Source organism: Embleya sp. NPDC059213 (assembly GCF_042754445.1).
GTDB lineage: Bacteria > Actinomycetota > Actinomycetes > Streptomycetales > Streptomycetaceae > Embleya.
Genome location: NZ_JBHZAV010000107.1, coordinates 1 through 25,678 on the forward strand (window position 1 = coordinate 1; position 25,678 = coordinate 25,678).

The 25,678-nt window shown below is 70.2% G+C and carries 25 protein-coding genes and 1 riboswitch; of the genes, 17 read left to right on the forward strand and 8 right to left on the reverse strand.

Annotated elements, in window-relative coordinates; all coding sequences use genetic code 11:
- A partial coding sequence (locus ACFXMF_RS31250) for a hypothetical protein (RefSeq protein ID WP_380020880.1) occupies nt 1–335 on the reverse strand: 335 nt, incomplete at its 3' end.
- Nucleotides 336–572: 237 nt separating this feature from the next.
- Between ACFXMF_RS31250 and rpsF the strand changes: the two genes are divergently transcribed.
- The 9 genes from rpsF to ACFXMF_RS31295 all read left to right on the forward strand — a co-directional run bounded on the left by rpsF (nt 573) and on the right by ACFXMF_RS31295 (nt 6,915).
- Nucleotides 573–863: a 30S ribosomal protein S6 gene (gene rpsF / locus ACFXMF_RS31255; protein WP_020557172.1), complete on the forward strand. Its 291-nt coding sequence runs from the start codon at nt 573–575 to the stop codon at nt 861–863.
- A gap of 76 nt (nt 864–939) precedes the next feature.
- Nucleotides 940–1,548: a single-stranded DNA-binding protein gene (locus ACFXMF_RS31260; protein WP_020557173.1), complete on the forward strand. Its 609-nt coding sequence runs from the start codon at nt 940–942 to the stop codon at nt 1,546–1,548.
- Between the two features lie 66 nt (nt 1,549–1,614).
- Complete coding sequence (rpsR, locus tag ACFXMF_RS31265) at nt 1,615–1,851, forward strand: 30S ribosomal protein S18 (RefSeq protein WP_020557174.1); 237 nt, start codon at nt 1,615–1,617, stop codon at nt 1,849–1,851.
- Between the two features lie 17 nt (nt 1,852–1,868).
- On the forward strand, nt 1,869–2,315 hold the full coding sequence (gene rplI, locus ACFXMF_RS31270; RefSeq protein WP_020557175.1) for a 50S ribosomal protein L9: 447 nt from the start codon (nt 1,869–1,871) through the stop codon (nt 2,313–2,315).
- 156 nt (nt 2,316–2,471) lie between these two features.
- Nucleotides 2,472–4,016, forward strand: coding sequence for a phenylacetate--CoA ligase family protein (locus tag ACFXMF_RS31275; protein ID WP_360315772.1), 1,545 nt, complete (start codon nt 2,472–2,474; stop codon nt 4,014–4,016).
- Nucleotides 4,013–4,468: a DUF4188 domain-containing protein gene (locus ACFXMF_RS31280; RefSeq protein WP_360315770.1), complete on the forward strand. Its 456-nt coding sequence runs from the start codon at nt 4,013–4,015 to the stop codon at nt 4,466–4,468. The genes ACFXMF_RS31275 and ACFXMF_RS31280 overlap by 4 nt, the downstream gene beginning before the upstream one ends.
- The gene (locus ACFXMF_RS31285; RefSeq protein WP_360315768.1) at nt 4,465–5,577 is read left to right on the forward strand and encodes a hypothetical protein; all 1,113 of its coding nucleotides are present in this window, start codon (nt 4,465–4,467) and stop codon (nt 5,575–5,577) included. Before ACFXMF_RS31280 ends, ACFXMF_RS31285 begins: the two co-directional genes overlap by 4 nt.
- Nucleotides 5,574–6,539 carry a hypothetical protein gene (locus ACFXMF_RS31290; RefSeq protein WP_360315766.1) on the forward strand — a complete coding sequence of 322 codons (966 nt, stop codon included), beginning with the start codon at nt 5,574–5,576 and terminating at the stop codon, nt 6,537–6,539. Before ACFXMF_RS31285 ends, ACFXMF_RS31290 begins: the two co-directional genes overlap by 4 nt.
- 166 nt (nt 6,540–6,705) lie before the next feature.
- On the forward strand, nt 6,706–6,915 hold the full coding sequence (locus tag ACFXMF_RS31295; protein ID WP_360315764.1) for a heavy-metal-associated domain-containing protein: 210 nt from the start codon (nt 6,706–6,708) through the stop codon (nt 6,913–6,915).
- A gap of 54 nt (nt 6,916–6,969) precedes the next feature.
- Here ACFXMF_RS31295 and ACFXMF_RS31300 read toward each other — a convergent pair whose 3' ends face one another.
- On the reverse strand, nt 6,970–8,373 hold the full coding sequence (locus tag ACFXMF_RS31300) for an MATE family efflux transporter (RefSeq protein ID WP_379989304.1): 1,404 nt from the start codon (nt 8,371–8,373) through the stop codon (nt 6,970–6,972).
- Nucleotides 8,374–8,796: 423 nt separating this feature from the next.
- On the opposite strand from ACFXMF_RS31300, the gene ACFXMF_RS31305 reads away from it, so the two are divergent.
- A complete protein-coding gene (locus ACFXMF_RS31305; RefSeq protein ID WP_379989305.1) occupies nt 8,797–11,244 on the forward strand; it encodes a replicative DNA helicase in 2,448 nt (815 codons plus the stop codon).
- A gap of 28 nt (nt 11,245–11,272) precedes the next feature.
- Here the strand turns inward: ACFXMF_RS31305 and ACFXMF_RS31310 are convergent, their stop codons facing one another.
- Together ACFXMF_RS31310 and ACFXMF_RS31315 are read right to left on the reverse strand one after the other, a co-directional pair.
- Complete coding sequence (locus ACFXMF_RS31310) at nt 11,273–11,773, reverse strand: nuclear transport factor 2 family protein (protein ID WP_360315760.1); 501 nt, start codon at nt 11,771–11,773, stop codon at nt 11,273–11,275.
- 54 nt (nt 11,774–11,827) lie between these two features.
- Nucleotides 11,828–14,155, reverse strand: a complete 2,328-nt coding sequence (locus tag ACFXMF_RS31315) for a LuxR C-terminal-related transcriptional regulator (protein WP_379989307.1) — start codon at nt 14,153–14,155, stop codon at nt 11,828–11,830.
- 734 nt (nt 14,156–14,889) lie between these two features.
- Here ACFXMF_RS31315 and ACFXMF_RS31320 point away from each other — a divergent pair.
- The 3 genes from ACFXMF_RS31320 to ACFXMF_RS31330 are packed head-to-tail and all read left to right on the forward strand — an operon-like array spanning nt 14,890 to nt 19,074.
- Nucleotides 14,890–17,058 (forward strand): MMPL family transporter, encoded by a 2,169-nt coding sequence (locus tag ACFXMF_RS31320; protein ID WP_379989308.1) that lies wholly within the window; start codon nt 14,890–14,892, stop codon nt 17,056–17,058.
- A gap of 25 nt (nt 17,059–17,083) precedes the next feature.
- Nucleotides 17,084–18,409 (forward strand): sensor histidine kinase, encoded by a 1,326-nt coding sequence (locus ACFXMF_RS31325; RefSeq protein ID WP_360315754.1) that lies wholly within the window; start codon nt 17,084–17,086, stop codon nt 18,407–18,409.
- The gene (locus ACFXMF_RS31330; RefSeq protein ID WP_379989309.1) at nt 18,406–19,074 is read left to right on the forward strand and encodes a response regulator; all 669 of its coding nucleotides are present in this window, start codon (nt 18,406–18,408) and stop codon (nt 19,072–19,074) included. The genes ACFXMF_RS31325 and ACFXMF_RS31330 overlap by 4 nt, the downstream gene beginning before the upstream one ends.
- A gap of 20 nt (nt 19,075–19,094) precedes the next feature.
- Here ACFXMF_RS31330 and ACFXMF_RS31335 read toward each other — a convergent pair whose 3' ends face one another.
- The 4 genes from ACFXMF_RS31335 to ACFXMF_RS31350 all read right to left on the reverse strand — a co-directional run bounded on the left by ACFXMF_RS31335 (nt 19,095) and on the right by ACFXMF_RS31350 (nt 22,191).
- Complete coding sequence (locus ACFXMF_RS31335) at nt 19,095–19,556, reverse strand: NUDIX hydrolase (protein ID WP_360315750.1); 462 nt, start codon at nt 19,554–19,556, stop codon at nt 19,095–19,097.
- A gap of 100 nt (nt 19,557–19,656) precedes the next feature.
- Nucleotides 19,657–20,556, reverse strand: a complete 900-nt coding sequence (locus ACFXMF_RS31340; RefSeq protein WP_379989311.1) for a LysR family transcriptional regulator — start codon at nt 20,554–20,556, stop codon at nt 19,657–19,659.
- 74 nt (nt 20,557–20,630) lie between these two features.
- Nucleotides 20,631–21,752 carry a cystathionine gamma-lyase gene (locus ACFXMF_RS31345; protein ID WP_379989312.1) on the reverse strand — a complete coding sequence of 374 codons (1,122 nt, stop codon included), beginning with the start codon at nt 21,750–21,752 and terminating at the stop codon, nt 20,631–20,633.
- A gap of 61 nt (nt 21,753–21,813) precedes the next feature.
- A complete protein-coding gene (locus ACFXMF_RS31350) occupies nt 21,814–22,191 on the reverse strand; it encodes a phage holin family protein (RefSeq protein ID WP_360315744.1) in 378 nt (125 codons plus the stop codon).
- Between the two features lie 81 nt (nt 22,192–22,272).
- Here ACFXMF_RS31350 and ACFXMF_RS31355 point away from each other — a divergent pair, with 81 nt between their 5' ends.
- From ACFXMF_RS31355 to thiC, 4 genes are all read left to right on the forward strand, one after another.
- Nucleotides 22,273–22,590, forward strand: a complete 318-nt coding sequence (locus tag ACFXMF_RS31355) for a cupin domain-containing protein (protein WP_360315742.1) — start codon at nt 22,273–22,275, stop codon at nt 22,588–22,590.
- Nucleotides 22,591–22,703: 113 nt separating this feature from the next.
- Nucleotides 22,704–23,369, forward strand: coding sequence for a thiaminase II (gene tenA / locus ACFXMF_RS31360; protein ID WP_360315740.1), 666 nt, complete (start codon nt 22,704–22,706; stop codon nt 23,367–23,369).
- A gap of 131 nt (nt 23,370–23,500) precedes the next feature.
- A complete protein-coding gene (locus ACFXMF_RS31365; protein WP_360315738.1) occupies nt 23,501–23,701 on the forward strand; it encodes a hypothetical protein in 201 nt (66 codons plus the stop codon).
- 51 nt (nt 23,702–23,752) lie between these two features.
- Nucleotides 23,753–23,861: riboswitch (TPP riboswitch) on the forward strand.
- Nucleotides 23,853–25,628 carry a phosphomethylpyrimidine synthase ThiC gene (gene thiC / locus ACFXMF_RS31370; protein ID WP_379989315.1) on the forward strand — a complete coding sequence of 592 codons (1,776 nt, stop codon included), beginning with the start codon at nt 23,853–23,855 and terminating at the stop codon, nt 25,626–25,628. It overlaps the preceding riboswitch by 9 nt.
- The last annotated feature ends 50 nt before the right edge of the window (nt 25,629–25,678 follow it).

Here is a 25,678-nt window from a genome sequence, read left to right on the forward strand (position 1 = left end):
GGTCGGCGACTCTTATGTCCCCCCCGGACCAAGTTCATGACCCGGGCCTCGGCGGAGCCGCCGTGCGCGAGCACCGTGACCACCCGCTCCTCGGTGGTCGCCGAGAACATCTGGCTGATCAGCCCGGTCACCACACCCGCGAGCGCGGTCCACGCGCCCAGGATGTGCATGTCCTTGAAGAACGCACAGATGCCGCCCACCAGCGCGAACAGCACCACCGCGGCCACCAGCGCGTTCTCGCGCGGATGTGCCCGGCCGTCGGAGTTGAGGGTCAGGTGGGGCCGATGCGCTCCCGCGGTTGCCGCGGATCCCGTGCGGCGGATCGTTTGTGCCATCGCGCGCCTCCGGTGAGTGACTGCGGAGTGGACGTTTTGTCGGTATATCCATCCCCCGAGGCGACCGCGTCAAGCTCGATTTCAAGAGTGTGTGCGGGTCCGGGTACGCTGTACCGTCCGCTGCACTCTCGGCACCCCCGCGCGTTTTCGGGGGCCGCCTTGGCGCGGCGGCATTACGCAAGCCCTCCTGCCACGGAGATTCCGTGGCCGATCAGTCCACAGGAGGTGGGTGTTCACATGCGTAGCTACGAACTCATGGTCATCCTCGACGCGGACCTCGAAGAGCGCGCGGTCACGCCGCTGCTCGAGCAGTTCCTCAATGTCATCCGCAACGACGGTGGCAAGGTCGAGAAGATCGACACGTGGGGCCGTCGCCGGCTCTCGTACGAGATCAAGAAGAAGTCCGAGGGCATCTACGCCGTCGTGGACCTGGCCGCGGAGCCCGCGACCGTCAAGGAACTCGACCGTCAGATGAACCTCAACGAGTCGGTGCTGCGGACCAAGGTCCTGCGCCCCGACCAGCGCTAGTCCGAGCTCGCGCGCACCACCAACCGCACCGCACGTCGAAACGCAGCACTGCGCTGAAATCAGCGAAGGGGTCAGCATGGCAGGCGAGACCATCATCACTGTTGTCGGAAACCTGACTGCCGACCCGGAACTGCGCTTCACGCCCAGCGGTGCCGCTGTCGCGAACTTCACCGTGGCGTCCACGCCGCGCACGTTCGACCGTCAGACGAACGAGTGGAAGGACGGCGAAGCGCTGTTCCTCCGCTGTTCGGCCTGGAAGCAACTCGCGGAGAACGTCGCGGAATCCCTCCAGCGCGGCACGGGCGTCATCGTCCAGGGCCGGCTGAAGCAGCGGTCCTACGAGACCAAAGAGGGCGAGAAGCGCACCGTCGTGGAGCTCGAGGTCGACGAGATCGGCCCGACCCTGAAGTGGGCCACCGCCAAGATCACCAAGACCAGCCGCGGAGGCGGCGGTCAGGGTGGCTACGGCGGCGGTCAGCAGCAGGGCGGTGGCGGTTACGGCGGCCAGCAGGGCGGCGGACAGCAGGGCGGCGGTGGCTACGGCGGCCGTCCCCAGCAGGGCGGTGGCGCACCCGCCGACGACCCGTGGGCCACTCCCGCAGGGGGCGGCCAGCAGCAGGGCGGCGGCGGCGCGGGGGGCTGGGGTCCCCCGCCGGGCGGCTACTCGGACGAACCCCCCTTCTAGGCCGCAAGGCCCAGGGATCGGTTCGCATCCCGAGCTGAAGACTTCTGAAACGATCTGGAGAGCACAATGGCGAAGGCGCCTGCGCGCAAGCCTAAGAAGAAGGTCTGCGTGTTCTGCAAGGAGAAGATCTCCTATGTGGACTACAAGGACACCAACCTGCTGCGGAAGTTCATCTCCGACCGCGGGAAGATCCGCGCTCGTCGCGTGACCGGTAACTGCACGCAGCACCAGCGTGACGTCGCCGTGGCTGTCAAGAACAGCCGCGAGATGGCGCTGCTGCCGTACACCAGCACTGCTCGCTGAGAAAGGGTGATCTTGTCATGAAGCTCATCCTCACCCACGAGGTGACCGGTCTCGGTGAGCCCGGCGACATCATCGAGGTCAAGGACGGCTACGGCCGCAACTACCTCATCCCGCGCGGCTACGCGATTCGCTGGAGCCGCGGCGGCGAAAAGGACGTGGCGGCCATCCGTCGCGCCCGCAAGGTCCGCGAGATCCGCACGCTCGACCAGGCCGCCGAGGTCAAGGGTCAGCTCGCGGGTCTCAAGGTGACGCTCCAGACGCGCGCCGGCGAGACGGGCCGACTCTTCGGCTCGGTCACCGTCGCGGACGTCGTGTCGGCCATCAAGGCCGCCGGCGGTCCGGACATCGACAAGCGTCGCGTCGAGATCGGTACGCCGATCAAGACCGTCGGGTCGCACCGCATCACGGTCCGCCTCCACCAGGAGGTTTCGGCCGCGCTCGACCTCGACGTCGTGCCTGCCTGACCTGAAGCACCCGAACGGCCCGACCCCTGTGGGGTCGGGCCGTTCGGCGTTTTCGAGTAGTGGACTGAGTAGTGGTACTCATGTCCCGAACACCCCTGTCGCCGCAGGCTGGAGACATACGCCGGGTGGGCCGGCGCGGCAAAGGGGCGGACGGTCATGGCCAGGTTCATCCGACAGTGGTTGCTGCGTGTGGTCAGCTTCGCGCTGACCGGTCTGTATCAGCTCTACCGGATCCATCCCGTCGTCTGGCGTTGGACCGCGCGCAACTATCGGCCGTGGATGCAGCGATTCGCCCGCCGACACGCGTGGATGACCTGCCAGTTCGCCGCGCTCGACGTACCCGCCTACCGCGACTTCCTGCGCCGGCACCGGTGGCGCTTCCGCTGGTTCGACCTCACCTCGTACCCGGAGACGTCCAAGGAGAACTACGTCAAGGCGTATCCCGAGGACACCCGCTGCTGGCTGGGCACGCTGGAGGTGGCCGGGACGGTGGTGGACGAGTCGTCCGGGTCCTCCGGGACACCGCACAACTGGCTGCGTTCGCGGCGCGAACTCAAGTCGGTGCACCGCAACGTGGCCGGCTACACCTCGCTGGTCTTCCCCCGGCGGAAGCTGTTCGTGATCAACGCGTACTCGATGGGCGCGTGGGCCACCGGGACCAACACCGGGATCGCGATGGCCCGGGTGGCGATGGTCAAGAACACCGGCCCCGACATCGACAAGATCGTGGACACGCTGCGCCACTTCGGGCCGCGCTTCACCTACCTGGTCACCGCGTACCCGCCGTTCCTCAAGCATCTGCGCGACCGCCTGGACGCCGAGGGCTTCGACTGGCGTCGGCACGCGATGTACGGCTTCGTCGGCGGCGAGGGCATGACCGAGGCGCTGCGCGACTACCTGGAGGAGCGCTTCGTCAAGGTGCGCTCCGGCTACGGTGCCTCGGACCTGACCATCGGGATGGCCGGCGAGAGCGACGCGACGGTGTGGCTGCGCAAGCGGCTGCTGACCGACGAGCGGCTGCGGGCGCAACTGCTGGGGCCGGACGAGGGCCGGGTGCCGATGGTGTTCCAGTACAACCCGCTGGAGACGTACCTGGAGACCAACGCCGAGGACGAGGTGATCTGCACGATCAACTCGACCGCGGTGATGAGCCCGAAGGTGCGCTACAACATCGGCGACGAGGGCCGGTTGCTCACCTTCGCGCAGGTCGAGGAGATGATCCGGCCGGACGCCCGGGCGTGGGTCGACTGGGAGCGCGCGGCCCGGGTCGAGGGCATGCGGTTGCCGCTGTTGCTGCTCTTCGGGCGCAAGGACAGCACGATTTCGTACATGGGCGCCAACATCTACCCGCAGGACGTCGAGTACGGGCTGTACCGGGACAACCCGATGGCGGCGCACCTGGAGGGGTTCTGCCTGACCGTCGACGAGTACGCCGACCTGGAGAGCAGGCCCGTGGTCAACCTCCAACTGCGCGACGGGACTTCGGCGCAGGAGGTGGATCGGGACAAGCTCGCCCGGGTGTGCCGCGAGGGGGTGGTGCGGCACCTGGCCCGGGTCAGCCGGGACTTCGCCCAGTCGCTCGCGGAGGACCCGACGGCGGCCGATGTGCGGGTGCTCGTACACGACTTCGGGACCGGGCCGTTCCTGCGCGGTACCAGCAAGATCAAGAACGTCTACCTCGTGGAGGGGGAGCAGCGATGAGGACCACCGACTTCTCGGCGGCGCCGCCGCAGGCACAGGGCGAGGCGTTGTTCATCGGGGCCACGCACTATCGCGGACTGCGCTCGCTGCTCTCGCTGCTCCGGCCGTATCTGCGGATGGTGCGCACCATGAAGCGGATGGACGGCTACCGCTGGCACAAGGTCTACCGGCAGGGGCCGTTCACGCTCGGCACGATCGCGGTGTTCGCGGACCGGGACGCGCTGTTGCGGTTCGCCCGCTCCAAGGCGCACCGCGACCTGATGTGCTGGATGACCGATCACGGCGACCGCAATGGCACGGCCGGCTTCATCCGGCTCTTCGACGCGCAGCCGGGCGGCTACAGCAACGGCGCGTGGCGGGCCGAGGGCAACGAGATGGCGCACATCCAGGAGTTCACCCCGATCGGGGCCGAGCACAGCGGCGCGCCCGTGCACCGGAAGGCGAAGTCGTGACACCGACGGTGGAGCGGGTCGCCTCGCGGCGCGCGTTGCGCGACTTCTGCGAACTTCCGTTGCGGCTGCACCCGAAGGACCGGTACGTGCCGGTGCTGCACGGGCAGGTGCGGCAGTGGCAGCGGGCCGGCGTCGAGTTGTACGTGGTGCGGGATGGAGCGGGGCGGGCGGTGGGCCGGACCTGTCTGCACACCGACGGGCGCTTGGACGCCAAGCTGCGCGGGCGGCATCAGTTGTTCGGACTCACCGAGTTCGCCGACGACCCGGCGGTGTTCGCGGCCCTGGTGGAGCTGATGGAGCGGCGGGCCGCGCGGGGCGGTCGCCGGACCCTGTTCGGGCCGGTCGCGTTGTTGCCGAACCAGACCGGTGGGGTGATCACCTCCGGGTTCACCGAGCGCGGCTTCGTGGATTCGGCGTGGAATCCGGCGCGGTATCCGGAGACCTACGAACGGGCCGGCTTCGGCCGGCGGTTCTCCGCGTCGACGTGGATCTGTCCGGGTCTGCGTGAGCGCACCGACGAGCCGGATGCCACATATGCGTTCGACGACGCCCGGATCGCGGCCGAGAAGTTGGTGATCCGGCGTGGCTCGCGACGCCGGTTGGCCGAGCAACTGCCGGTCCTGCACACGATGTTGAACGCGAGTTTCGGGCAACTGGGTTACTACACGCCGATCGAGCTCGACGAACTGCGGGCGCAGACCGACGGGTTGGCGCATCTGCTGGACGAGTCGTTGCTGTTGTGGTTGGAGCGGGCGGGTGAGCCGATCGCGTTCACGCTCGCGGTGCCGGACATCTCGGAGTTCCTGATCCGGATCGGCGGCGATCTGCACTTGGGCAACCAGTTGCGGCTGTTGGCCACGCGCGGGCGCTATCGCCGCGAGGCGGTGTTGATCATCAAGGGCACGGTGCCGGCGGCCCAGGGCCGCGGCTATCTGACGCTGCTGGCGCGTGAGCAGTATCGGGCGCTGCGGGCGGGCGGCTACGACACGTTGCGCAGCACGTGGGTCGAGGACGACAACAAGGCGTCGGCCGCGCAGTATCGCCGGATCGGCGGCCGGGAGCTGCACGGGCACACGTTCTACCAGCGAACGGTGGGGGGCACCGGGTGAGCACGCAACTCGCGGAACTGCTGCGGTCGGCCGGCCGGGCGCCCAGCGCGCACAACACGCAGCCCTGGACGGTGACGCCGAGCGGCGCGTTGGGCTACGCGTTGTCCTGGGACGCCGAGCGGGAGTTGCCGGTCGGCGATCCGACCCGGCGGGACCTGTTCCTGGCGCTCGGCGCGTTCGCCGAGGCGTTCCTGATCGCGTCCGCGGCGCTGGAGGTGCCGCTGCGGGTGGAGTGGGGTGCCGCGCCGGAGCAGGGCGAAGTGGCCCGGTTCGTGCGGGCGGACGAGTGTTATCCGACCCTGTTCGGCGCGGCGGACCTGGCGGGGCGGCGCAGTGCGCGTGGGGCGTACGCGCCGGGGACGCTGCCGGATTCGTTGTTGGCCGAGGCGACGGCGGCGTTCGCCGGGTCGGCGGGTCTGTGGCGGGGTGATACCAGGGCGTTGGCGCCGTTGTCGGACGAGGCGGATCGCCGGTTGTTCGCGGATCCGGCGCTGGTCGCCGAGTTGCGCGACTGGTTGCGGCTGCGGCCGGTGCCGGCCGGTCGGCCGCAGCCGCGGGACGGGTTGACCGGGCGGGCGTTGGCGCTGTCCCGGTTCGAGGAGCGGGCGCTGCACGCGGTGCTGCGCCCGGCCGTGTATCGGGTGTTGCGGCGGGTCGGGTTGGCGCGGGGGTTGGCGGCGGCGTCGCGGGGGTTGTTGCGGTACGACGGGAGTGTGCTGGTGGTGACCGCGCCGGGCGGGGTGGTGGGGCCGGTGGAGCTGTTGGAGGCGGGGCGGGGGCTGTTGCGCTGTTGGTTGACGCTGGCCCGGCACGGTTACGCGACGCATCCGCTCAGCCAGGTGATCGACTGTGCGCGGACCGCCGGGGAGTTGGCGGGCATGGTGGAGGCCGTGCCGCTCGCGGTGTTCCGGGTCGGGCGGCCGGTGGTCGAACCGGTGCGTTCGGCGCGGTTGACGGACTGAGGGCCGGGCGGGGCCGGATTGCCGGGTGCGGGTCCGGGGCGGGTTCGGTGGGGGGTGAATCGCTCGAACGAGTGAGTTCGATGACTTGCGCCCATACCCCTGGGGGGTATAAATTCGTCGTTGTGGGGCCGATCATGGTCCTCGTGTCGACGAAGGGATCACCGTCATGAGCACCGCCACCTTCACCGTCAGCGGGATGACCTGCGGCCACTGCGTCTCGTCCGTCACGGAGGAGGTCTCCGAGGTGTCGGGCGTGACCGACGTCAAGGTCGAGCTGGCCTCGGGTCTGGTGACCGTGACCTCCGAGCAGCCCGTGGACCCGGACGCGGTGCGCGCGGCCGTCGTGGAGGCGGGCTACCAGGTCGTCGGGGCGTGAGGCGTCGCCGTCCCGTCCGCGCGGCCGACGGGACGGCTCTCGGCCGCGCGGGCGTCAGCGCCTGCCGGTCACCAGCCAGGCGTCGCCGTACGCTCGCCGGCCGAGCAGGAGCGCGCGACTGACCATGAACGTGCCGATCGCCCACCACCACACGGCGATCAGGCCGCCGCCGAGGGCCAGCACGGTGCCCAGCGCCGCGCAGAAGGCGGCCAGCACGATGGGCATGGTCAGGGCCAGGTAGCGGCCGTCGCCCGCGCCGATCAGCACCCCGTCCAGTACGAACACCGCGCCGGCCGCCGGCTGGAGGGCGGCGACCGCGAGCAGCGTGCCGGCCAGCAGGTCGCGCACCGCCGGGTCGGTGCTGAACAGCGGGATGTACAGCGGGCGCGCGGCGACCACCACGATCGCGAACAGCACGCCCGTCCACACCCCCCACACCAGCATCCGGCGGGTCGCCGCACGGGCGCCGCGCGCGTCCCCGGCGCCCAGGGCCCGGCCCACGATCGCCTGTGCGGCGATGGCCAGGGCGTCCATCGCGAAGGCCAGGAACGTCCATATCTGCCAGGCGACCTGGTGGGTGGCGATCGAGGTGTCGCCCATCCGGGTGGCCGCCACGGTGGCCACGATCAGGATGGCGCGCAGGCTGACGGTGCGTACGAACAGCGGTGCGCCGGCCGAGGCGGAGGCGCGGATGCCGGCCGGGTCCGGGCGCAGCGCCGCGCCGTGCCGGCGGGCGCCGCGGACGACGGTGACCAGGTAGACCAGGGCCATCGCGGTCTGTGCGAGCACGGTGCCCCACGCGGATCCGGCGATGCCCCAGTGCAGGCCGTAGACGAACCCCAGGTTGAGCAGCAGGTTGGCGCCGAAGCCCAGCACCGCGACCACGAGCGGGGTCCGGGTGTCCTGGAGGCCGCGCAGCACGCCGGTGGCGGCGAGCACGATCAGCATGGCCGGGATGCCCAGCGAGCCGATCCGCAGATAGGTCACCGCGTGCGGGGCCGCGCTGTCCGAGGCGCCGAACGCCGAGACGATCCACGGGGCGCCGACCAGGCCGACCACCAGCAGCACCACGCCCAGCAGCGCGGCCAGCCAGACGCCGTCCAGGCCCTGGCGGATCGCGGCGCGCGGGTCGCCCGCGCCCATCAGCCGCGCGACCGCGGCGGTGGTCGCGTAGGCGAGGAACACGCACAGGTTGACCAGGGTGGTCAGCATCGTGCCCGCGACGCCGAGGCCGGCCAACTGGGGCGTGCCGAGTCGGCCGATGATCGCCGAGTCGACGAGCACGAACAGCGGTTCGGCGACCAGCGCGAAGAAGGCCGGAACGGCCAGGCGCAGGATGTCGCGGTCGTGGGCGCGACGCTGCGTGTGGTCGGCGGGGTGCGCCGCGGCGGGCGGTGGCGAGGTGGGCGGTGGCGAGGTGGGCGGTTCGGGGGGTGGGGACGGGACCGTGGGCGGCACGCGTCCACCGTAGTCATCCACAGGTAAGGGTCACAATGCGCTCCTGGGTATTACCGGCGAGCGCGGGGCGTACGCGGGTGCACACGTGGGGCGATAGCCGCATGATTCGCCCAACAGTTTTTCACATACACAGCCGGTGGATAGAGAAATCGCAGGTCAGAGCCGGTTTGTGGACATGATTGCGAAGCGTTGGCGGCCGACTGCGCACAGCTTGTGCACAGCTCGACCCGCCTCTCTCCACAGGTTGTCCACAGTTATCCACAGGCCCTGTGTATGACCGTCTTGGCGGTCCCAGGGTCCACCCGTACGGTGAAGGGCCGCACGCCGCGTCGCGCGGCGGATCTGTCGGCCGTGTGGCGTATGAAGGACACGGTGTACTGCGGTGCCACCTCGCGCGAGCCTTTGTGAAAGGAGACCCCGGGCATGAGCGTCTCCGAGTTCGAAGAGGCCAGGCCCGAACCGGCCCGCGAGGGATTCGAGCGAACCCCGCCCCAGGACATCGCCGCCGAACAATCGGTGCTCGGCGGCATGATGTTGTCCAAGGACGCGATCGCCGACGTCGTGGAGAACCTCAAGCCGATCGACTTCTATCGGCCCGCCCACGAACTCGTCTACAACGCCATCCTGGACCTGTACGCGCGGGGCGAACCGGCCGACGCGGTCACCGTCGCCGCCGAGTTGACCAAGCGCACCGAGATCGGCCGGGTGGGCGGCGCGCCGTACCTGCACACGCTGATCTCCTCGGTGCCCACGGCCGCCAACGCCGAGTACTACGCCCGGATCGTGCGTGAACAGGCGGTGCTGCGGCGCCTGGTCGAGGCGGGCACCCGGATCGTGCAGATGGGCTACGCGGCCGACGGCGAGGTCGACGACATCGTCAACAACGCCCAGGCCGAGGTCTACAAGGTCACCGAACAGCGCACCACCGAGGACTACGCGCCGCTGGCCGACATCATGGAGGGCGCCCTCGACGAGATCGAGGCGATCAGCTCGCGCGGCGGCCAGATGTCCGGCATCCCCACCGGCTTCACCGACCTCGACTCCCTCACCAACGGCCTCCACTCCGGCCAGATGATCGTGATCGCCGCGCGCCCGGCCATGGGTAAGTCAACGCTCGGATTGGACATTGCTCGCGCTTGTTCGATCAAAAATGGTCTTGCCAGTGTGATTTTCTCGCTGGAGATGGGCCGTAACGAGATCATGATGCGCCTGCTCTCGGCGGAGGCGCGGGTTGCGTTGCATCACATGCGGTCGGGGAGCATGACCGATGACGACTGGACTCGGCTCTCCCGCAAGATGGGTGAGGTCACCGCCGCGCCGATGTACATCGACGACTCGCCGAACCTGTCGATGATGGAGATCCGGGCCAAGTGTCGGCGACTCAAGCAGAAGCACGATCTGCGGCTGGTGATCATCGACTATCTCCAGCTCATGCAGTCGGGCGGCTCGCGCCGGGCGGAGAACCGCCAGCAGGAGGTCTCCGAGATGTCGCGAAACCTCAAGCTCCTGGCCAAGGAGCTGGAGGTCCCGGTGGTCGCGATGTCCCAGCTCAACCGTGGCCCGGAACAGCGCACGGACAAGAAGCCGATGGTCTCCGACCTGCGTGAGTCCGGTTGTGTCACGGCGGCGACCCGGGTGTTGCGAGCCGACACCGGTGCCGAGGTCTCCATGGGCGAGCTGTTGGCGACGGGTGAGCGGGACATTCCCGTCTGGTCCCTGGACGAGCACCTGAGGCTCGTCTCGCGCACCATGACGCATGTCTTCCCCAGCGGGGTCAAGGAGGTCTTCCGGCTGCGGTTGGCATCCGGGCGGGAGATCGAGGCCACCGCGAACCACCCCTTCCAGACCTACGACGGGTGGAAGGCGCTGGGGGAACTGACGGTCGGTGCCCGGGTCGCGGTGCCCCGACGTCTGGACGCTCCCACGCGTCGGGCTGCCCGGCCGCGGGCGGAGGTGGTCATGGCCGCGCACCTCCTGGGTGACGGCGGTGTGTCGGACGACGGGCGGTCGCACGAGAAGTTCCTGCCCGAGGAGGTCTTCGGGCTGCCCGACGAGCAGGTGCGGCTGTTCCTGCGGCACCTGTGGGCCGCCGACGGCTCGGTGACGGTCGCGGCGTCGGGTGCGGTTCGCGTCGACTACGCGAGCACGAGCGAGCGTCTCGCCCGCGATCTCCAACTTCTGCTCCTGCGCGTCGACGTTCGCTCCCGGCTACGCCGCGTGGGCGACACGAAGGGGCGACCGGGATGGACGGTGGACATCCCCGGGGTCGAGGACCGGCGTCGTTTCCTGACCGAGGTCGGCGTACACGGTGCCCGAGGGGAGTCCGTGTCGAAGGCCCTGACCCGGCTCGACGCAGTCCTGGCGAACAGCAACCTCGACACCGTGCCACGTGAGGTCCGGGCTGCCGTCGAGACGGCCATGCGGGACCGCGACACGACCACCGGTGCCTCCCGGGCCGTGCCGGGCTCCACGTCCTGCGGCACGGCCCTCTACCAGGCGGCACCGAGCAGGACCGGGCTCGCCGAGGTCGCGGCCGTGTTGGCGGAGGCGGAGCTGGAACTCCTCGCGACCAGCGACGTGTTCTGGGACCGGGTCACCGAGATCGAGAGTCTCGGCGAGCAGGAGGTCTACGACGCCACGGTGCTCGGCACACACAACTTCATCGCGAACGGGATCAGCGTCCACAACTCCATCGAGCAGGACGCCGACATGGTGATCCTGTTGCATCGCGAGGATGCCTACGAGAAGGAGTCGCCGCGCGCGGGGGAGGCGGACCTGATCGTGGCGAAGCACCGTAACGGCCCGACGGCGACGATCACCGTGGCGTTCCAGGGGCATTACTCGCGCTTCGTGGACATGGCGCAGAGCTGAGCCGAAGCCGCGGCGGGGCCGGGTGGGGTCAGTTGCCGGTCAGGACGTTCGGGTCGCCGGTGTGCCAGATGTTCTCGACGTACAAGTGGTGCATGGCCCAGGCGGTGTCGGTGCGGAGCAGGTCCACCGCGTAGCGGTTCTTCAGGAGCAGGTGGCGGGTGTGGTCGCCGGTGGGGAGGTGTTGGGCCTCGACCAGGGCGGTCAGCCGGGCCCGGTCGCCGGTGACCTCGATGCGCGCGTTGGTGATCGTGTGCGAGGTGTCCAGCCGCACCCGCGGGTTGAAGTGCACCGCCTCGATCGCCTCGATGCCGACCATCACCGGTATGTCCAGGCCGAGTTCGGCGGCGACCGGGCGGAAGTCGAAGGCCGCGTCCGGGGTGAACGCGGTCCGGAACAGCGCGCGGTCCTGGAGGTCGAAGCCGAGGCCGAAGCGCAACAACGCGTCCAGGATCTCGGTCCGGTCGCGCAGTTCGCGGACGGTCGTGGTGGTGTCGGTCGCGGCGAGTGCGCTGGGGCCGGTGACGAACATGTGCACTCCTGGGGAGGTCGTCGTGGTCGGGTACGGCTCCAGCCTGGCCGCGGATCAGGGGTGAGTGGGGGTGGGCGAGGGGGTGATCCGCCCGAGCCCCGGGGTGAGCAGGTCGTGTCGGCCGGTGATGCCGAGTTTGCGATAGATGTGCCGGGTGTGCGTCTTCATCGTGTTGATCGAGATGTACAGGTCGGCCGCGATCTCGCGCAGGGTGAGGTCGCTGCGCAGGTATTGGGCGATGGTCGACTCGCGTTCGCTGAGTGGCTCGCGGCCCGGTTCGGCGGTGTGGAGGCCGATCGGGTCCGGGCCGTCGGGGTGGACGTGGTTCTCGGCTGCCACCGCGTCGCGCAGGTCGATCAGGCCCAGTGGGTTCGGGCATCGGGCGAGCAGTGTGTCGGCGGCGGCGAGCCGGTGGCGGGCCGCCGTGTGGTCGCCGCGCTCGCCGAGCGTGCGGGCCAGGAGCAGTGAGGCGAACACGGCCATCGAACGATCGTTGCCCAGACCGGGGTCGGCGTCGATCAGTGCGGCGAGCAGGTCCGGGCCGTCGGGGGTGTCGCCCGGCCGGGCCGGCGTCGGCTCCGGGGCGAGCAGCGCGCGCAGGATGACGGTCTCCGGCACGGCCCGCGGTCGCGGTCGGCTGCGGCATTCGGCGAGCGCCCGCTCCACCTCGGCGGCGCGCCGGCGGGCGCCGGCCGAGTCGCCGGCCAGGTGCGCCGCGAGGCCGGACAGGCCGTGCAGGGTGACCCGCAGCGGTGCGGGGGGTGGTGGATCGGTGCGGGCGGTCTCGATCTCGGTGAGCAGGCGTACGCACTCGCCGAGTCGGCCGGCGAGCAACAGGGTTCGGGCGACCGAGATCCGGATCTGGGTCCAGACGATGCCCAGGGTCCGTTCGTCGGCGGCCAACAGGGCTCGACTGCGGCGCAGTGCCGACCCGAAGTCGCCCTGTTCGCGCGGCAGGCACAACCGCCACGCGTTCGCGGCGTGGAGTTCGCGCTCGGTGCCGGGTCGGCGGGCCCGGTCCCAGCGGTCGCGCTCGTCGAAGCGGCCGAGCGAGCACCACAGGTTCAGCGCGCGTTCGTGCAGGCGGGGGGCGAGCACGATGGCCTCGTCGGGCAGTGCGCCGAGCCACTGTTCCAGGGTGACCAGGTGCCCGGCGGCGAACCAGTGGTCGAAGTGGCGGTCGAGCAGGTCGGCCGCGAGGTGGTGGTCGCGGGCCGCGAGTGCGTGCTCGACGGCCTCCTCGGGCCGGCCGTGTCGGGCGTGCCGGTGCGCGGCTCTGCGGTGCAGTCGACCGGCGCGTTCCGGGTCGCCGGTGTCCAGGCGTTGCGCCAGTGAGCGGCGGAACAGCCGCTGATAGTGCAGTACGCCGTCGGTGTCGGCCAGGAAGAGTCCGTCCCGGCGCAGCCGGTCGACGAAGTCGGCGGAGTCGGTGCGTCCTCGGACGGCGTCGGCCAGCGGCACGGTGAACCGGGGCAGGACTGCGGTTTCCAGGACGAACTCCCGCATTTCCGAGTCGAGTTCGCGCCAGACGTGGTCGAGGAGGTAGTCGGTGGTGGTGGGGTCGCCGCGGTGGAGGGCGGCCACCACCGCGTCGGGTGCCGCGCCGTCGCGCAGCCGGATCGCGGCCAGGGTGAGTCCGCTCGCCCATCCGTCGGTCGCGGCGAGCAACTCCCGGGTGTCGTCGCGGGTGAGGTCCAGTCGGTATCCGTCGGTGAACAGCTCGTGCGCCTCGTCGTGGTCGAAGCGCAGCTGGGTCCAGGACAGCACGGCCAGGCGTCCGGCCGGGCCGAGGCGTTCGACCGGGATCGGCGGGCGGCTGCGCGCGGCGATCACCAGGGTGAGTCGGTCGGCGCAGATGCGGGTGAGCAGGTCGAGGCGGTCGTGGATGTCGCGTTCGACGATGTGTTCGTACTCGTCCAGGATCAGGACGGGTCGGGTGTCGAGCGGGCCGCGCGGCTCGTGCGGCTCGTGCGGCTTGTGCGGTTTGTGCGCGACGATGCGGTCGGCGAGGGCCGCGACGTATGCGTCGCTGCCGGGGTCCGGGCCCTCGATGGCGCTCTCCAGGCCGGGATCGCCGGTCGCCCGGCCGAGGGCCGCGGCCACGTGCGGCCACAGTCGTCGCGGGTCGTTGTCCCGGTTGTCGAGCGTCACCCAGGCCACCGGCCCGGTCGCGCCGGCCGCCCAGCGGGTCAGTGCGACGGTTTTGCCGATGCCGCTGGGGCCGGCGAGGAAGACCACGAAGGAGCGGTCCACCGCGGCTCGCAGCAGTGCGTCCACGCGTGGGCGCGGCACCACCGGGGTCAGCGGTCGGGGGGCGCGCAGCTTGGCCGCGATCGGGCGGTGGGCCGGTTCGGGGCTGGGGTGCACCGCGGGCTGCGCCATGGGCACACGATATGGCCGCCGTCGATCGGGTGGGGCTGGGCCTACCCCGGTTCGGGGGTTCGGCGCAGTGTTCGCGGTACGGCGCGCACGCAGACCTGTCGAAGCGAGGCCGGGGAGGTCACGCGGCCGGCCACGGGAGAGGACTGGGACACGCCCTGGTTCTCCGCCCCCCGCGCCCGTCGCCGCGCACCGGACGCCCCCGTCCCGGGGGGCGGCGACGGGCGTGGTGGGGGTTCGGCGGCGGCGACGGCGGGGAGCTCGGCCCGGAGCCCCTCCCCCCTCGGAAGGCTCCGAACCGTTCCCGGTGCGGCGGACCCGATCACGGGGTTGTCCGGGCCCGCCGCACGTGTTCGATCATGGTGCGGGCCGCTTGGGTTTCGTTGGGCGTGCGCTTGGCGCGCGCTGTCGCGCCTTCGTACGATCCCCGGCTCGCGTCGTTGCGACCCCGCCTTGTGCCGTTCATCCCTGCGCACGAACTTCCGATACTCCCGTTGGAGTACACCGCGGGGTCGGCGTCTGCGAGGGCGGTGCGGCCCTGTAGTCCCCGGGGCGGAACTTGTGCCGCGAGCCCTGTTTTCCATTGAAGTGCCTGTTCGGCCTTGCCTACCTTCGAGGCTGACACCACCAGCGTTCTCTCGGCTCGTGCGGCGATCGGTGCCTTGTGAATTCGATCACAAGCAGTGCTCGGGGGCTGATCACACCGCGGGATCGCGTACGCAACCGAGGAGACTTCGATGTTCGGACGACTCGGCAGGCTCGTCGTCCACAACCCCTGGAAGGTCATCGCGGCCTGGTTGATAGCCGCGGTCGCCCTGGTCATGTTCGCGCCGAAACTGAGCGATCTGACCAACCAGGACCAGGCGAGCTTCCTGCCCAACAAGTACGAGTCCGTGCAGGCCCAGAAACTCGCGGAGAAGGCCTTCCCCCAGTCCACCGAGCAGACCGCGCTGCTGGTCTTCAAGCGCGGTGACGGCAAGAACCTCACCCCGGCCGACAAGGACCGGGTCAAGGAGATCAGCGGCCGGCTCGGCGCGGCCGGCGTCGAGCATGTCAGCAAGGTCGAGGCGGGGGACGCCAAGGACCGGATCGCGCTGGCCACCGCGTACATCAAGGGCGATCAGCAGGACAAGTTCGTCAACGAGGCGCTCAAGGAGCTGCGCGACAAGGCCAAGCCACTGGTCGAGGGCAGCGACCTCAAGCTCGGCTTCACCGGCGGCGTGGCGATCAACGTCGACAACGAGGACGCCTTCAAGAAGGCCGAGGCGATCGTCGGCATCGTCACGATCGTGCTGATCATCGTGCTGCTCCTGGCGATCTACCGAAGCCCGATCGCCGCCCTGCTGCCGGTGGTCATGGTCGCGCTGGTGTCGATGGTCGCGTCGCCGGTGATCGCGATCGTCGGCAAGGCCACCGGCCTACAGGTGGACCAGTCGCTCAACACGATCCTGATCGTGGTGTTGTTCGGCATCGGCACCGACTACATCCTCTTCCTGCTCTTCCGCTACCGGGAACGGTTGCGCGCGGGCGACGACAAGAAGCAGGCGATGATCGTCTCGGTCGAGCGGGTGGGCGAGGCCATCGCCTCGGCCGCCAGCGCGGTCGTGATCGCCTTCGGCGCGATGTTGCTCGCCACCTTCGGCGCGTTCAAGTCGATGGGCCCGGGCCTGGCCATCGCGGTGATCGTGATGGCGGTCGCCGCGCTGACCCTGGTGCCCGCCGTGGTCTCGCTGATCGGCCCCAAGGTGTTCTGGCCGTCCAAGACCTGGCAGCACCAGCCCAAGGGCACCGCGTTCCACCGGATCGGCGGCCTGGTCGGCGGCAAGCCGCTCGCGGTGGCCGTGGTCTCCGGCGTGATCATGCTCGCCTTCGCGGCCGGCGCGCTGAACTTCAAGGCCGACTACGACCAGTTCGGCCAGCTGCCCGGGGACACCGAGTCGGCCAAGGCGATGAAGGACATGCAGCTCGACTTCGCCGCGGGCACGCTCAACCCCACGCAGATCTACCTCAAGAGCAAGAACGGTCAGCCGATCGACAAGGGCGCGGCCGAGCGGTTCGCGCTCTCGCTCAAGGGCGTCGAGGGCATCGGTGACCTGAACGGCGCCGGCGGCCCCGACGAGAACTCGCACGTCAAGGTCAGCGACGACCGGATGTCCGCCGAGATCGCGATCGTGCTCAAGGAGAGCCCGTTCGCGAACAAGGCGCTGGACACCATCGCCCCGCTGCGCGACTTCGTCCACGACCACCAGCCCGACGGCACCAAGGCGATGGTCGGCGGCCAGACCGCCTCCTTCACCGACATCCGCTCGGCGACCAACCGCGACCTGTCGGTGATCTTCCCGGTCGCCGGTCTGCTGATCGCACTGGTGCTGGGCCTGCTGCTGCGCAGCGTGGTGGCCCCGTGGTACCTGATGTTGGCGGTGGTCCTGGGCTTCATCTCGACCATCGGGGCGACCGTCTTCGTCTTCCAGACGCTGATGGGCAACTCCGGCGTGATGTTCATGCTGCCGGTGATGATCTACATGTTCGTGGTGGCCATCGGCACCGACTACAACATCCTGATGGTCGCCCGATTGCGCGAGGAGGCGAAGGAGGGCAACGAGCCGAAACGGGCCGCGGCCCTGGCCGTCGAGCACGCGGGTCCCTCGATCGCCGCCGCGGGTGTCATCCTGGCAGGGACGTTCGCGTCGCTCATGATGGCGGGCATCGACATGATGACCCAGATGGGCTTCGCGGTCTCGGTCGGGATCTGCATCTCGGCGTTCGTGATGTCGATGTTCCTGGTGCCCTCGGTGACCGCCCTGATCGGGCATGCCGCGTGGTGGCCCGGACACGCCGATCGGGCGTCCGGGCCGGTGGCCCGGGGCGATCGGGATCGGGAGCCGGTGCTGGCCGGGGACCGGTGATCAGGTAGTACCCGAGGGAGTAGGGATGGCCAAGGAAGGCCCCGCGCGAGTCGCCGTGCGGGGCCTTCCCGCGTCCGCGAGCGGTTCGCGCCAGAGCGAGTCGGGCGAGCCGCCCTCGTTCCTGCCGGTGCCCAAGGTCGTCGCGCGTTGGCTGCCCTGCCGCACGTGGGTCGGCGAGGTGCTGCTGGTCGCGCTGATGTTGCTGTGTGTGATCGGCGGTTCGCTCGGCGGGTCCACCAGGGAGCACAACACCGGGCACCCGAACGCGCTCAACCTGACCATCGCCGGCATCACCTGCCTGGTGTTGCTGGGCCGGCTGCGCTGGCCGCTCACGGTGCTGGCGCTGACCGAGGCGGGTCAGGTGTTCTACCTGGCCGCCGACGGCCTGGACGGGCCGATCCTGATCCCGACCATGGTCGCGCTGTACACGGTGGCCGCCAACGGGCAACTGCGCCGCTCGGTGCTGATCGCCTCGGCGGTCGCGGTGGTGCACACCGGGATGCGGATAGGTCTGACCCCGGACGGCTTCCTGTCCCCGGAGAAGTACCTCTCCGGGATCTGGATGTACCTGCCGGTCGCGATCGGCGAGGCGGTTCGCGCCAAGCGGGCCTACTGGGCGGAGGTACAGGCCCGGCTGGCCCGCGCCGAGCACGAGCGCGAGGACGAGGCCCGCCGCCGGGTCACCGCCGAACGCATGCGGATCGCCCGCGAGCTGCACGACGTGGTCGCGCACAGCATCGCGATGATCAACATCCAGGCGGGCGTGGCCGCACACGTGATCGACCGGGACGTGCCGCAGGCCAGGGAGGCGCTCGTGCACATCAAGGTGGCCAGCCGGGACGCGCTGGCCGAGCTGCGCACCACGCTGGGTGTACTGCGCCAGGACGGCGACAACGACCTGCCCACCGAGCCGACCCCGGGCGTCGAGGACGTGGACGCCCTGGTGGCGTCCTATCGCAATGCGGGCCTGCCGGTGCTCCTGGAGGAGTCCGGCGACGCGCGGACCCCGTCCGCGCCGGTCGGCCTCGCGCTCTACCGGATCGTCCAGGAGTCGCTCACCAACGCGATGAAGCACGGCGGCGACGGCGCGTCGGCGATCGTGCGGGTGGTCTACGGCGAACACGCGGTGGAGGTGGACGTGCTCGACGACGGTCGGGGCAATCCCAAGACGAAACCGGGCAAGCAGGCCGACGGCACCGGACACGGGTTGCTCGGCATGCGGGAACGGGCGGTCGCCGTGGGCGGTTCGCTCGCGGTGGGTCCCGGCCCGCACGGGGGCTTTTCGGTACACGCGGTGTTGCCGCACCACAAGGACGCGCTGCTCGCGCGTCGAAACGGAGATTCCTCATGACGGTGCGCGTACTGATCGCGGACGACCAGTTGCTGGTCCGGTCGGGCTTCAAGGTGCTGGTCGTCAGCGACCCCGGGTTGGAGGTGGTCGGCGAGGCGGCGAACGGCGCCGAGGCCCTGGCCCTGGCCCTGGAGACCCGCCCCGACGTGGTCCTGATGGACATCCGGATGCCCGGCATGGACGGCCTGGAGGCCACCCGCCGGATCGTCCGCGACGACGACCTCGCGGGGGTGCGGGTGCTCGTGCTGACCACGTTCGAGGTCGACGAGTACGTCTTCGAGGCACTGCGTGCCGGGGCCAGCGGCTTCCTGGTCAAGGACACCGACCCCGAGGACCTGCTCAAGGCGATCAAGACCGTCGCCACCGGCGACGCGCTGCTCTCGCCGGGCGCCACCCGTGCGCTGGTGGCCCGCTTCCTGTCCCAGCCCGAGCCCAAGGTGGCCGCGCCGGATCGGCTGGAGGCGCTCACCGACCGCGAGCGCGAGGTGCTCTCGCTGGTCGCGGCCGGGATGAGCAACGACGAGATCGCCGAGCACCTGTTCGTCTCGCCGCTCACCGCCAAGACCCATGTCAGCCGGGCGATGGTCAAGCTCGGTGCCCGCGATCGGGCACAACTGGTGGTGATCGCGTACGAGTCGGGGATGGTCCGGCCGGGACGCGGCTGAGCACCGCGTCCCGGGATCCGCTAGCCCAGGTCGTTGGCGAGCAGGGTGTGGATGCCCTCGATGTTGGCCCGCAGGTAGGCGGCCAGGCTCGCCGGCACCAGGCCCACCGAGGCCAGCCCCGAGGGGGTGAAGGGCACCCGCACGATGTCGTACTCGCCGTTCGGCTCGTCCACCTCGGGGCCGTGCCGCAGCGCGGGGTCCATCGATTCGAGCCGGCACGCGAAGAAGTGCTGGACCTTGACCCCGCCGGGCTCGGGCACGGTGTCCACGAACGCGGGCACCGGCCGGCCGATCTTGCCGCCGAGTTCCTCGAACACCTCGCGGCGCAACCCCTCGGCCACCGTGGTGTCCTCGGGTTCGACGCCGCCGCCGGGGGTGATCCAGTACGGGGGGCTGCCCGGCTTGGTGCGTTTGATCAGCACCATCCGGTCCTCGTCGTCGAGCAGGATCGCGCGTGCCGTCCGCTTCACCACTGAACGCATCGTCGGTGCCCTCTGCTTTCTTGCCTGACGTTACCCCCGTCTGAAGTCTCCCTTTCCGGTCGGACGGGTGGTTTATGCCTGTGCGGCGCCACGTTCGGGATCACGACCAGCGCGCGGCGCGCGCGATCAGCTCGCCGTGCAGATGCGCGATGTGCGGTTGGCTCAAAGTGCCCTCCCGAACCGCGAGGAACATCGTGTGCAGCGGCGGCAGTTCGGGATCCAGCAGGGCGACCACCGCGCGCCGGTCCAGCGCCTCGGCGCACAGGTAGCGCGGCAGCACCGCGATCCCGTGCCCGGCGCTTACGCACTCCAGCACGGCCCGCAGGTCGGGCACGGTGACCGCCGCCGGCGCGGTGGGCTTCGCGTCGAACACGGTCGACCAGTAGCGCCGGATCAGCGGTTGTTCCTCGGCCTCGCCGACCAGCGGCACCCCCTCCAGCGCGGCCGGCCCCTGGGCCAGGATCCGGCTCTGCGGCAGCCGCGCGGCCCAGTGCGGCGCGCCGATCAGCACGTACTCCTCGTCGGTGAGCGGCGTGCCCACGATGCCGCGGGCCCGCGGTCGCACATCGGAGATCACCAGGTCGTGCCGGGCCGCCGCCAGGCCCGTGAGCAATACCTCGCCGGGGCCCAGGGTCACCCGTAACCGCAGGCCGCGCCGGACCAGATCGGCCAACGAGGGCAACACGCGCAGCGCGGTCAGTTCGGTCGGGCCGCCCAGGTGCACGGTGCGCCGCAGCGGGTCCACACCACGCACCTCTCGGGCCGCGATCTCCTCGATCGCGTCCAGGTGCGGTGCGAGCCGGCGGGCGAGTTCGTCGGCGGGGCCGGTGGGCGCCACGCCGCGCGGCAGCCGCTCGAACAACTGTTTGCCGACCTGCTTTTCCAGGGTGCGGATCTGCGCGGTTATCGCCGGCTGCGAGAGCCCGAGCGACGCGGAGGCCCGGGTGAAGGAACCCGCGCGATGTACGGCCAGGAAAGTGCGCAACAGCGTCAGGTCCACGGGTCCCCCGTCTCGTGTCCCCCGACCACTCCCGAGAGTCGGGGACCTCACGTGATCTTGCCCGAAGTCGCAGGTCAGCCCGGGGAGGTGGAGTCCAGGGCGCGCAGGATGTCCGCGACGAGATCCGCGGTGTCCTCGCAACCGGCCGAGAACCTGACGAATCCCTCCGGTACATCGTTGCCGGCCCAGCGTGCGCGTCGTTCGGCCATGCTGTGCACCCCACCGAAGCTGGTGGCGTCGGCGACCAGTTCGAGCGCACCCAGGAACCGGCGAGCGGTGTCCGCGTCGGCGAGCGTGAAGCCCACGACACAGCCGAACCGCCGCATCCCACGGGTGGCCACATCGTAGGCCGGATCGCCTTCGAGCGCGGGGTGGCGCACGTTCGCGACGTCGGTGCGTTCGCGCAGTGCCCGGGCGATCGCCAGCGCGTTGATCGCCTGCCGGTCCACCCGCAACTGGAGGGTGGACAACGACCGATGGGCCAACCAGGCCTCCATCGGCCCGGGGATCGCGCCGGTGAGCGAGCGCCAGGAACGCACCCGGGCGGCGAGTTCGGCGCTCGCGCAGGCGACGTAGCCGAGCAGTACGTCGCTGTGCCCGGTCAGCGCCTTGGTGCCGCTCGCCGCCGCGATGTCGGCGCCGAGCGCGAGCGGGAGTTGGCCCAGCGGGGTGGCCAGGGTGTTGTCGACGGCGACCAGGGCGCCCCGCGCGTGGGCGAGCGTCGCGATCCGCTCGATGTCGCACACGTCCAGCCCCGGGTTGCTAGGCGTCTCCAACCACACCAGGTCGGCGCCGGTCAGGGCCTGCTCCAGGGCGCCGTCGGCGGTCGGCACCAGCCGTACGGTGATCCCGCGGGCGGCGAGGTGCTCGCCGACCGCGCGGGTGGCCGGGTAGCCGTCCGACGGCAGCACCACCACATCGCCCGGAGCGGTCAGGCCGAGCAGCACGGCCGAGACGGCGGCCATCCCGGACGCGAAGGTGACGGTGTCGGCGGCCCCCTCCAGCGCGCCGATCGCCTCCTCCAGGCCGACCCAGGTCGGGTTCGCGTAACGCCCGTACTGGTAGGGACCTTTCACCTCGCCGGGCAGGTGGTACGTGCCGGCGAAGACCGGTCCGGGCAGGAAGGGGTCGCCCGGCGCGTGGCCCGGGTTGCCGGCCCGGACCGCCCGGGTTCCGTCGCTCCATTCGGCCGACATCACGACTCCTTCGCTGCCTGTTTCACGTGAAACGTGGTCCGAGCCCATCACCGCGTGGCCGTCAGTCGCGGTCCAGGATCATGCTCAGGAACCAGCTCACCAGACCGATGACCAGCGCGCCGAGCAGGGCGGGCCAGAAGCCGTCGATGTGGAAGTCGAGATCCAGCTTGTTGGCGATCGCCTCGGTCAGCCACAACATCAGCGCGTTGATCACGAACGTGATCAGGCCCAGGGTCAGCACGAACAGGGGCAGTGAGAACAGCTTCACCACCGGTTTGATGATGGCGTTGACGACGCCGAAGATGAGGGCGACGAAAAGTATCGTCTTGGCCTTGGTGCCGGCCGAGGCGCCGTCGGCGAGATCGATTCCGGACACGACCCAGCTGGCGAACCAGATGGCCAGTGCGTTGGCAACCAGTTTGATGAGCAGGCTTTTCATATCTTGATGCTGGCATCCGGGTGGTCCCTCCCGCTTGAGCCTCGGCAGAAAGTGTGTCCGTGTCGGTAAGGAGTTGGTCACATGAAGGTCTTTCGGCTCGATGATCTGGACGCGGAGCGCGCGTTCGAGAACGGTGCGTACCTGAAGTTCCTCAGCGAGCGGAACTTCTCGATGGGCCTGTACGCGCTCGAACCCGGCGAGACCGACACCCAGAAGCCGCACGGCCAGGACGAGGCGTACGTGGTGATCAGCGGTCGGGCCACGCTGACCGTCGGCGAGGAGTCCACCGCCGTGGCGCGCGGCAGCGTCGTCTACGTACCGGCGCAGGTGCCGCACCGCTTCCATCGAATCACCGAACCGCTGCGGGTCCTGGTGTTCTTCTCGCCGCCGGAGGGGTGAGCGGGCGGGTACGCCGTCGGGCGCACCTGTGGGCGGCCCGGACCCGTGTACGACAATCGGACCTTGGGATCCAGTGATCGGATCTCGGGATCCGACGACCGGGAGTACACCTGATGGCGCTGCGCGACGAACTCTGGGCTGCGATCGAGGACGTCTACGCGGCGATCCTGGACCACCCGTTCATCCACGGACTGACCGACGGCACGTTGCCGCGCGAGGCGTTTCGGCACTACGTCGTGCAGGACTCGCACTACCTGCGCGATTACGCCAAGGCGCTCGCGGTGTGCGCGGCCAAGGCGCCGGACGAGGCGACGACCGTGCAGTTCGCGAGCGACGCGGCCGGCGCGATCGCCGCCGAGCGTTCGCTGCACGAGGGCTTCATGGTCGACTTCGGCAGCTCGGTGGCCGACGCCACCGCGACCGAACCGGTGTTGCCGAGTACCCGGGCGTACGTCAGCTACCTGCTCGCCACCGTGCACAACGGCTCCTTCGCCGAGGGCGTCGCGGCGGTGCTGCCCTGCTACTGGATCTACGCCCGAGTGGGTGACGCCCTGCTGGCCAAGGGCTCGCCCGACGAGTTGTACGAGCGCTGGATCGCCACCTACGGCGCCGAGGAGTTCCAGGCGACGGTGCGCGCGGTGCTCGATCTGGTCGACCGCGTCGGCGAGGACATCTCGGCGACCGAGCGGGCCCGGATGGTCGAGCACTTCACCACCACGGCGCGCTACGAGTGGATGTTCTGGGATGCCGCGTGGCGCGGCGAGCGCTGGCCGGTCTGAGCCCGTCCGGGCCGGTCCGGGCGCATCCGGCCGGCCCGGAACCGCCTGCCCGGATACGACGTGTCCTCCCGGGGAATGTGCTCCCCGGATGTGCACGTCTCGCGTGGGTTCGCGTGACTGGGGGTTGGACGATGGAGACATGGCCGCGCTGGGTGCGCATCGGCGTACCCGCGCTCGTACTGGTGCTGCTGTGCTGGTTGCTGATCTGGCTGTTCTCGGCCTTCCTGTGGGTCATCGTCAAGGGCGTGGTCGGGCTGTGCGTCACGGTCGGGATGGTCGTGCTCGCCCGCACCGCGGTGGTCGGCCGAAACCCGCGCGACCCGCTCGGCTGAACCCGGCGCTGGTCGTGCGGCCGGGGGTGTGCCAGGGTGGGGGCGCACCACACGGAGATACACGGGAGCTCGGGGCACCGGGCTGAGAGGGCGCTGAGGCCGCGCCGACCGCAGAACCTGACCGGGTAATGCCGGCGTAGGGAGCCTTTCCATGACCTCGCACGACACTTCGCTGCCCGCTGCCCCGTCGGCCGACCCGGTCGGCGCGCACACGGTCACCAGCGGACCGATCACCCCCGCCCACCACCGCGGTTACGTCGCCGGATCACGCGAGGATCTGCGCGTTCCGGTACGCACGGTGCATCTGACCAACGGCGAGACGGTTCGCCTCTACGACACCTCGGGCCCGTACACCGACCCGGCCTTCGAGGTGGATGTGCGCCGCGGCCTGCCCGCGCTGCGTGCGGCCTGGATCGAGGAGCGCGGCGACACCGTGCGCTACGACGGCCGGATCGGGGCGCTGACGCCGGCCGGGTTCGCGGTGCCCGGTGCCGGGGCCCGACCCAGGCGCGCGTCCGGCTCCGAGGCGGTGACCCAACTCGCCTACGCGCGACGCGGGCTGGTCACCCCGGAGATGGAGTTCGTGGCGATCCGCGAGGGCCTGGCGCCCGAGCTGGTCCGGGACGAGATCGCCGCCGGACGGGCGGTGTTGCCCGCGAACGTCAACCACCCCGAGATCGAGCCGATGGTGATCGGCAAGAACTTCCTGGTCAAGGTCAACGCGAACATCGGCAACTCGGCGGTGACCTCCTCGATCGAGGAGGAGACCGACAAGCTGGTGTGGGCGATCCGGTGGGGCGCGGACACCGTGATGGACCTGTCCACCGGCAAGGACATCCACACCACCCGCGAGTGGATCGTGCGCAATTCGCCGGTCCCGATCGGCACGGTGCCGCTCTACCAGGCGCTGGAGAAGGTGAACGGCAAGCCCGAGGAACTCACCTGGGAGCTCTACCGGGACACCGTGATCGAGCAGTGCGAGCAGGGCGTGGACTACATGACGGTGCATGCCGGCGTGTTGCTGCGCTACGTGCCGCTGACCGCCCGGCGCAAGACCGGGATCGTCTCGCGGGGCGGTTCGATCATGGCCGCGTGGTGCCTGGCCCATCACCGGGAGAACTTCCTCTACACGCACTTCGCCGAGCTGACCGAGATCCTGCGCGCGTACGACGTGACCTACTCGCTCGGCGACGGACTGCGTCCGGGCTCGATCGCGGACGCCAACGACGCGGCGCAGTTCGCCGAGTTGGAGACGCTGGGCGAACTGGGCCGGATCTCCCGGTCGATGGACGTGCAGGTGATGATCGAGGGGCCGGGCCATGTGCCGATGCACAAGATCAAGGAGAACGTCGACCTCCAGCAACGCATCTGCGACGAGGCGCCGTTCTACACGCTCGGCCCGCTGACCACGGACGTCGCGCCGGGCTACGACCACATCACCTCGGCGATCGGCGCGGCGATGATCGGCATGTGGGGCACCGCGATGCTCTGCTACGTGACGCCGAAGGAGCACCTGGGCCTGCCCGATCGGGACGACGTCAAGGCGGGCGTGATCGCCTACCGGATCGCGGCCCACGCGGCGGACCTGGCCAAGGGCCATCCGGGCGCACAGGCGTGGGACGACGCGCTCTCCGACGCCCGCTTCGAGTTCCGTTGGCAGGATCAGTTCGACCTGGCGATGGACCCGGACACCGCACGGGCCTACCACGACGCGACGCTCCCGGCGGAGCCGGCCAAGACGGCCCACTTCTGCTCGATGTGTGGGCCGAAGTTTTGCAGCATGCGGATCTCGCACGACATCCGGGCCGAGCACGGCGACGGGGCCGCTGCGGCTGCGGCCGAGGTGGACGCCGAGGCCGGGATGCGCGCCAAGTCGGCGGAGTTCGCGGCGGCGGGCAACCGGGTCTATCTGCCGCTGGCCGACTGACGCTCGCAGGCGGGCCGGACGACGTCTCGGGAGCAGGGTGGCTCCCGCTC

Bases quoted from the DNA above. Each gene is read 5' to 3' on its own strand.
- rpsF (WP_020557172.1), top strand. From the start codon at position 573: ATGCGTAGCTACGAACTCATGGTCATCCTCGACGCGGACCTCGAAGAG.
- ACFXMF_RS31260 (WP_020557173.1), top strand. From the start codon at position 940: ATGGCAGGCGAGACCATCATCACTGTTGTCGGAAACCTGACTGCCGAC.
- rpsR (WP_020557174.1), top strand. From the start codon at position 1,615: ATGGCGAAGGCGCCTGCGCGCAAGCCTAAGAAGAAGGTCTGCGTGTTC.
- rplI (WP_020557175.1), top strand. From the start codon at position 1,869: ATGAAGCTCATCCTCACCCACGAGGTGACCGGTCTCGGTGAGCCCGGC.
- ACFXMF_RS31275 (WP_360315772.1), top strand. From the start codon at position 2,472: ATGGCCAGGTTCATCCGACAGTGGTTGCTGCGTGTGGTCAGCTTCGCG.
- ACFXMF_RS31280 (WP_360315770.1), top strand. From the start codon at position 4,013: ATGAGGACCACCGACTTCTCGGCGGCGCCGCCGCAGGCACAGGGCGAG.
- ACFXMF_RS31295 (WP_360315764.1), top strand. From the start codon at position 6,706: ATGAGCACCGCCACCTTCACCGTCAGCGGGATGACCTGCGGCCACTGC.
- ACFXMF_RS31305 (WP_379989305.1), top strand. From the start codon at position 8,797: ATGAGCGTCTCCGAGTTCGAAGAGGCCAGGCCCGAACCGGCCCGCGAG.
- ACFXMF_RS31310 (WP_360315760.1), bottom strand. From the start codon at position 11,773: ATGTTCGTCACCGGCCCCAGCGCACTCGCCGCGACCGACACCACCACG.
- ACFXMF_RS31315 (WP_379989307.1), bottom strand. From the start codon at position 14,155: ATGGCGCAGCCCGCGGTGCACCCCAGCCCCGAACCGGCCCACCGCCCG.
- ACFXMF_RS31320 (WP_379989308.1), top strand. From the start codon at position 14,890: ATGTTCGGACGACTCGGCAGGCTCGTCGTCCACAACCCCTGGAAGGTC.
- ACFXMF_RS31325 (WP_360315754.1), top strand. From the start codon at position 17,084: ATGGCCAAGGAAGGCCCCGCGCGAGTCGCCGTGCGGGGCCTTCCCGCG.
- ACFXMF_RS31330 (WP_379989309.1), top strand. From the start codon at position 18,406: ATGACGGTGCGCGTACTGATCGCGGACGACCAGTTGCTGGTCCGGTCG.
- ACFXMF_RS31335 (WP_360315750.1), bottom strand. From the start codon at position 19,556: ATGCGTTCAGTGGTGAAGCGGACGGCACGCGCGATCCTGCTCGACGAC.
- ACFXMF_RS31345 (WP_379989312.1), bottom strand. From the start codon at position 21,752: ATGTCGGCCGAATGGAGCGACGGAACCCGGGCGGTCCGGGCCGGCAAC.
- ACFXMF_RS31350 (WP_360315744.1), bottom strand. From the start codon at position 22,191: ATGAAAAGCCTGCTCATCAAACTGGTTGCCAACGCACTGGCCATCTGG.
- ACFXMF_RS31355 (WP_360315742.1), top strand. From the start codon at position 22,273: ATGAAGGTCTTTCGGCTCGATGATCTGGACGCGGAGCGCGCGTTCGAG.
- tenA (WP_360315740.1), top strand. From the start codon at position 22,704: ATGGCGCTGCGCGACGAACTCTGGGCTGCGATCGAGGACGTCTACGCG.
- ACFXMF_RS31365 (WP_360315738.1), top strand. From the start codon at position 23,501: ATGGAGACATGGCCGCGCTGGGTGCGCATCGGCGTACCCGCGCTCGTA.
- thiC (WP_379989315.1), top strand. From the start codon at position 23,853: ATGACCTCGCACGACACTTCGCTGCCCGCTGCCCCGTCGGCCGACCCG.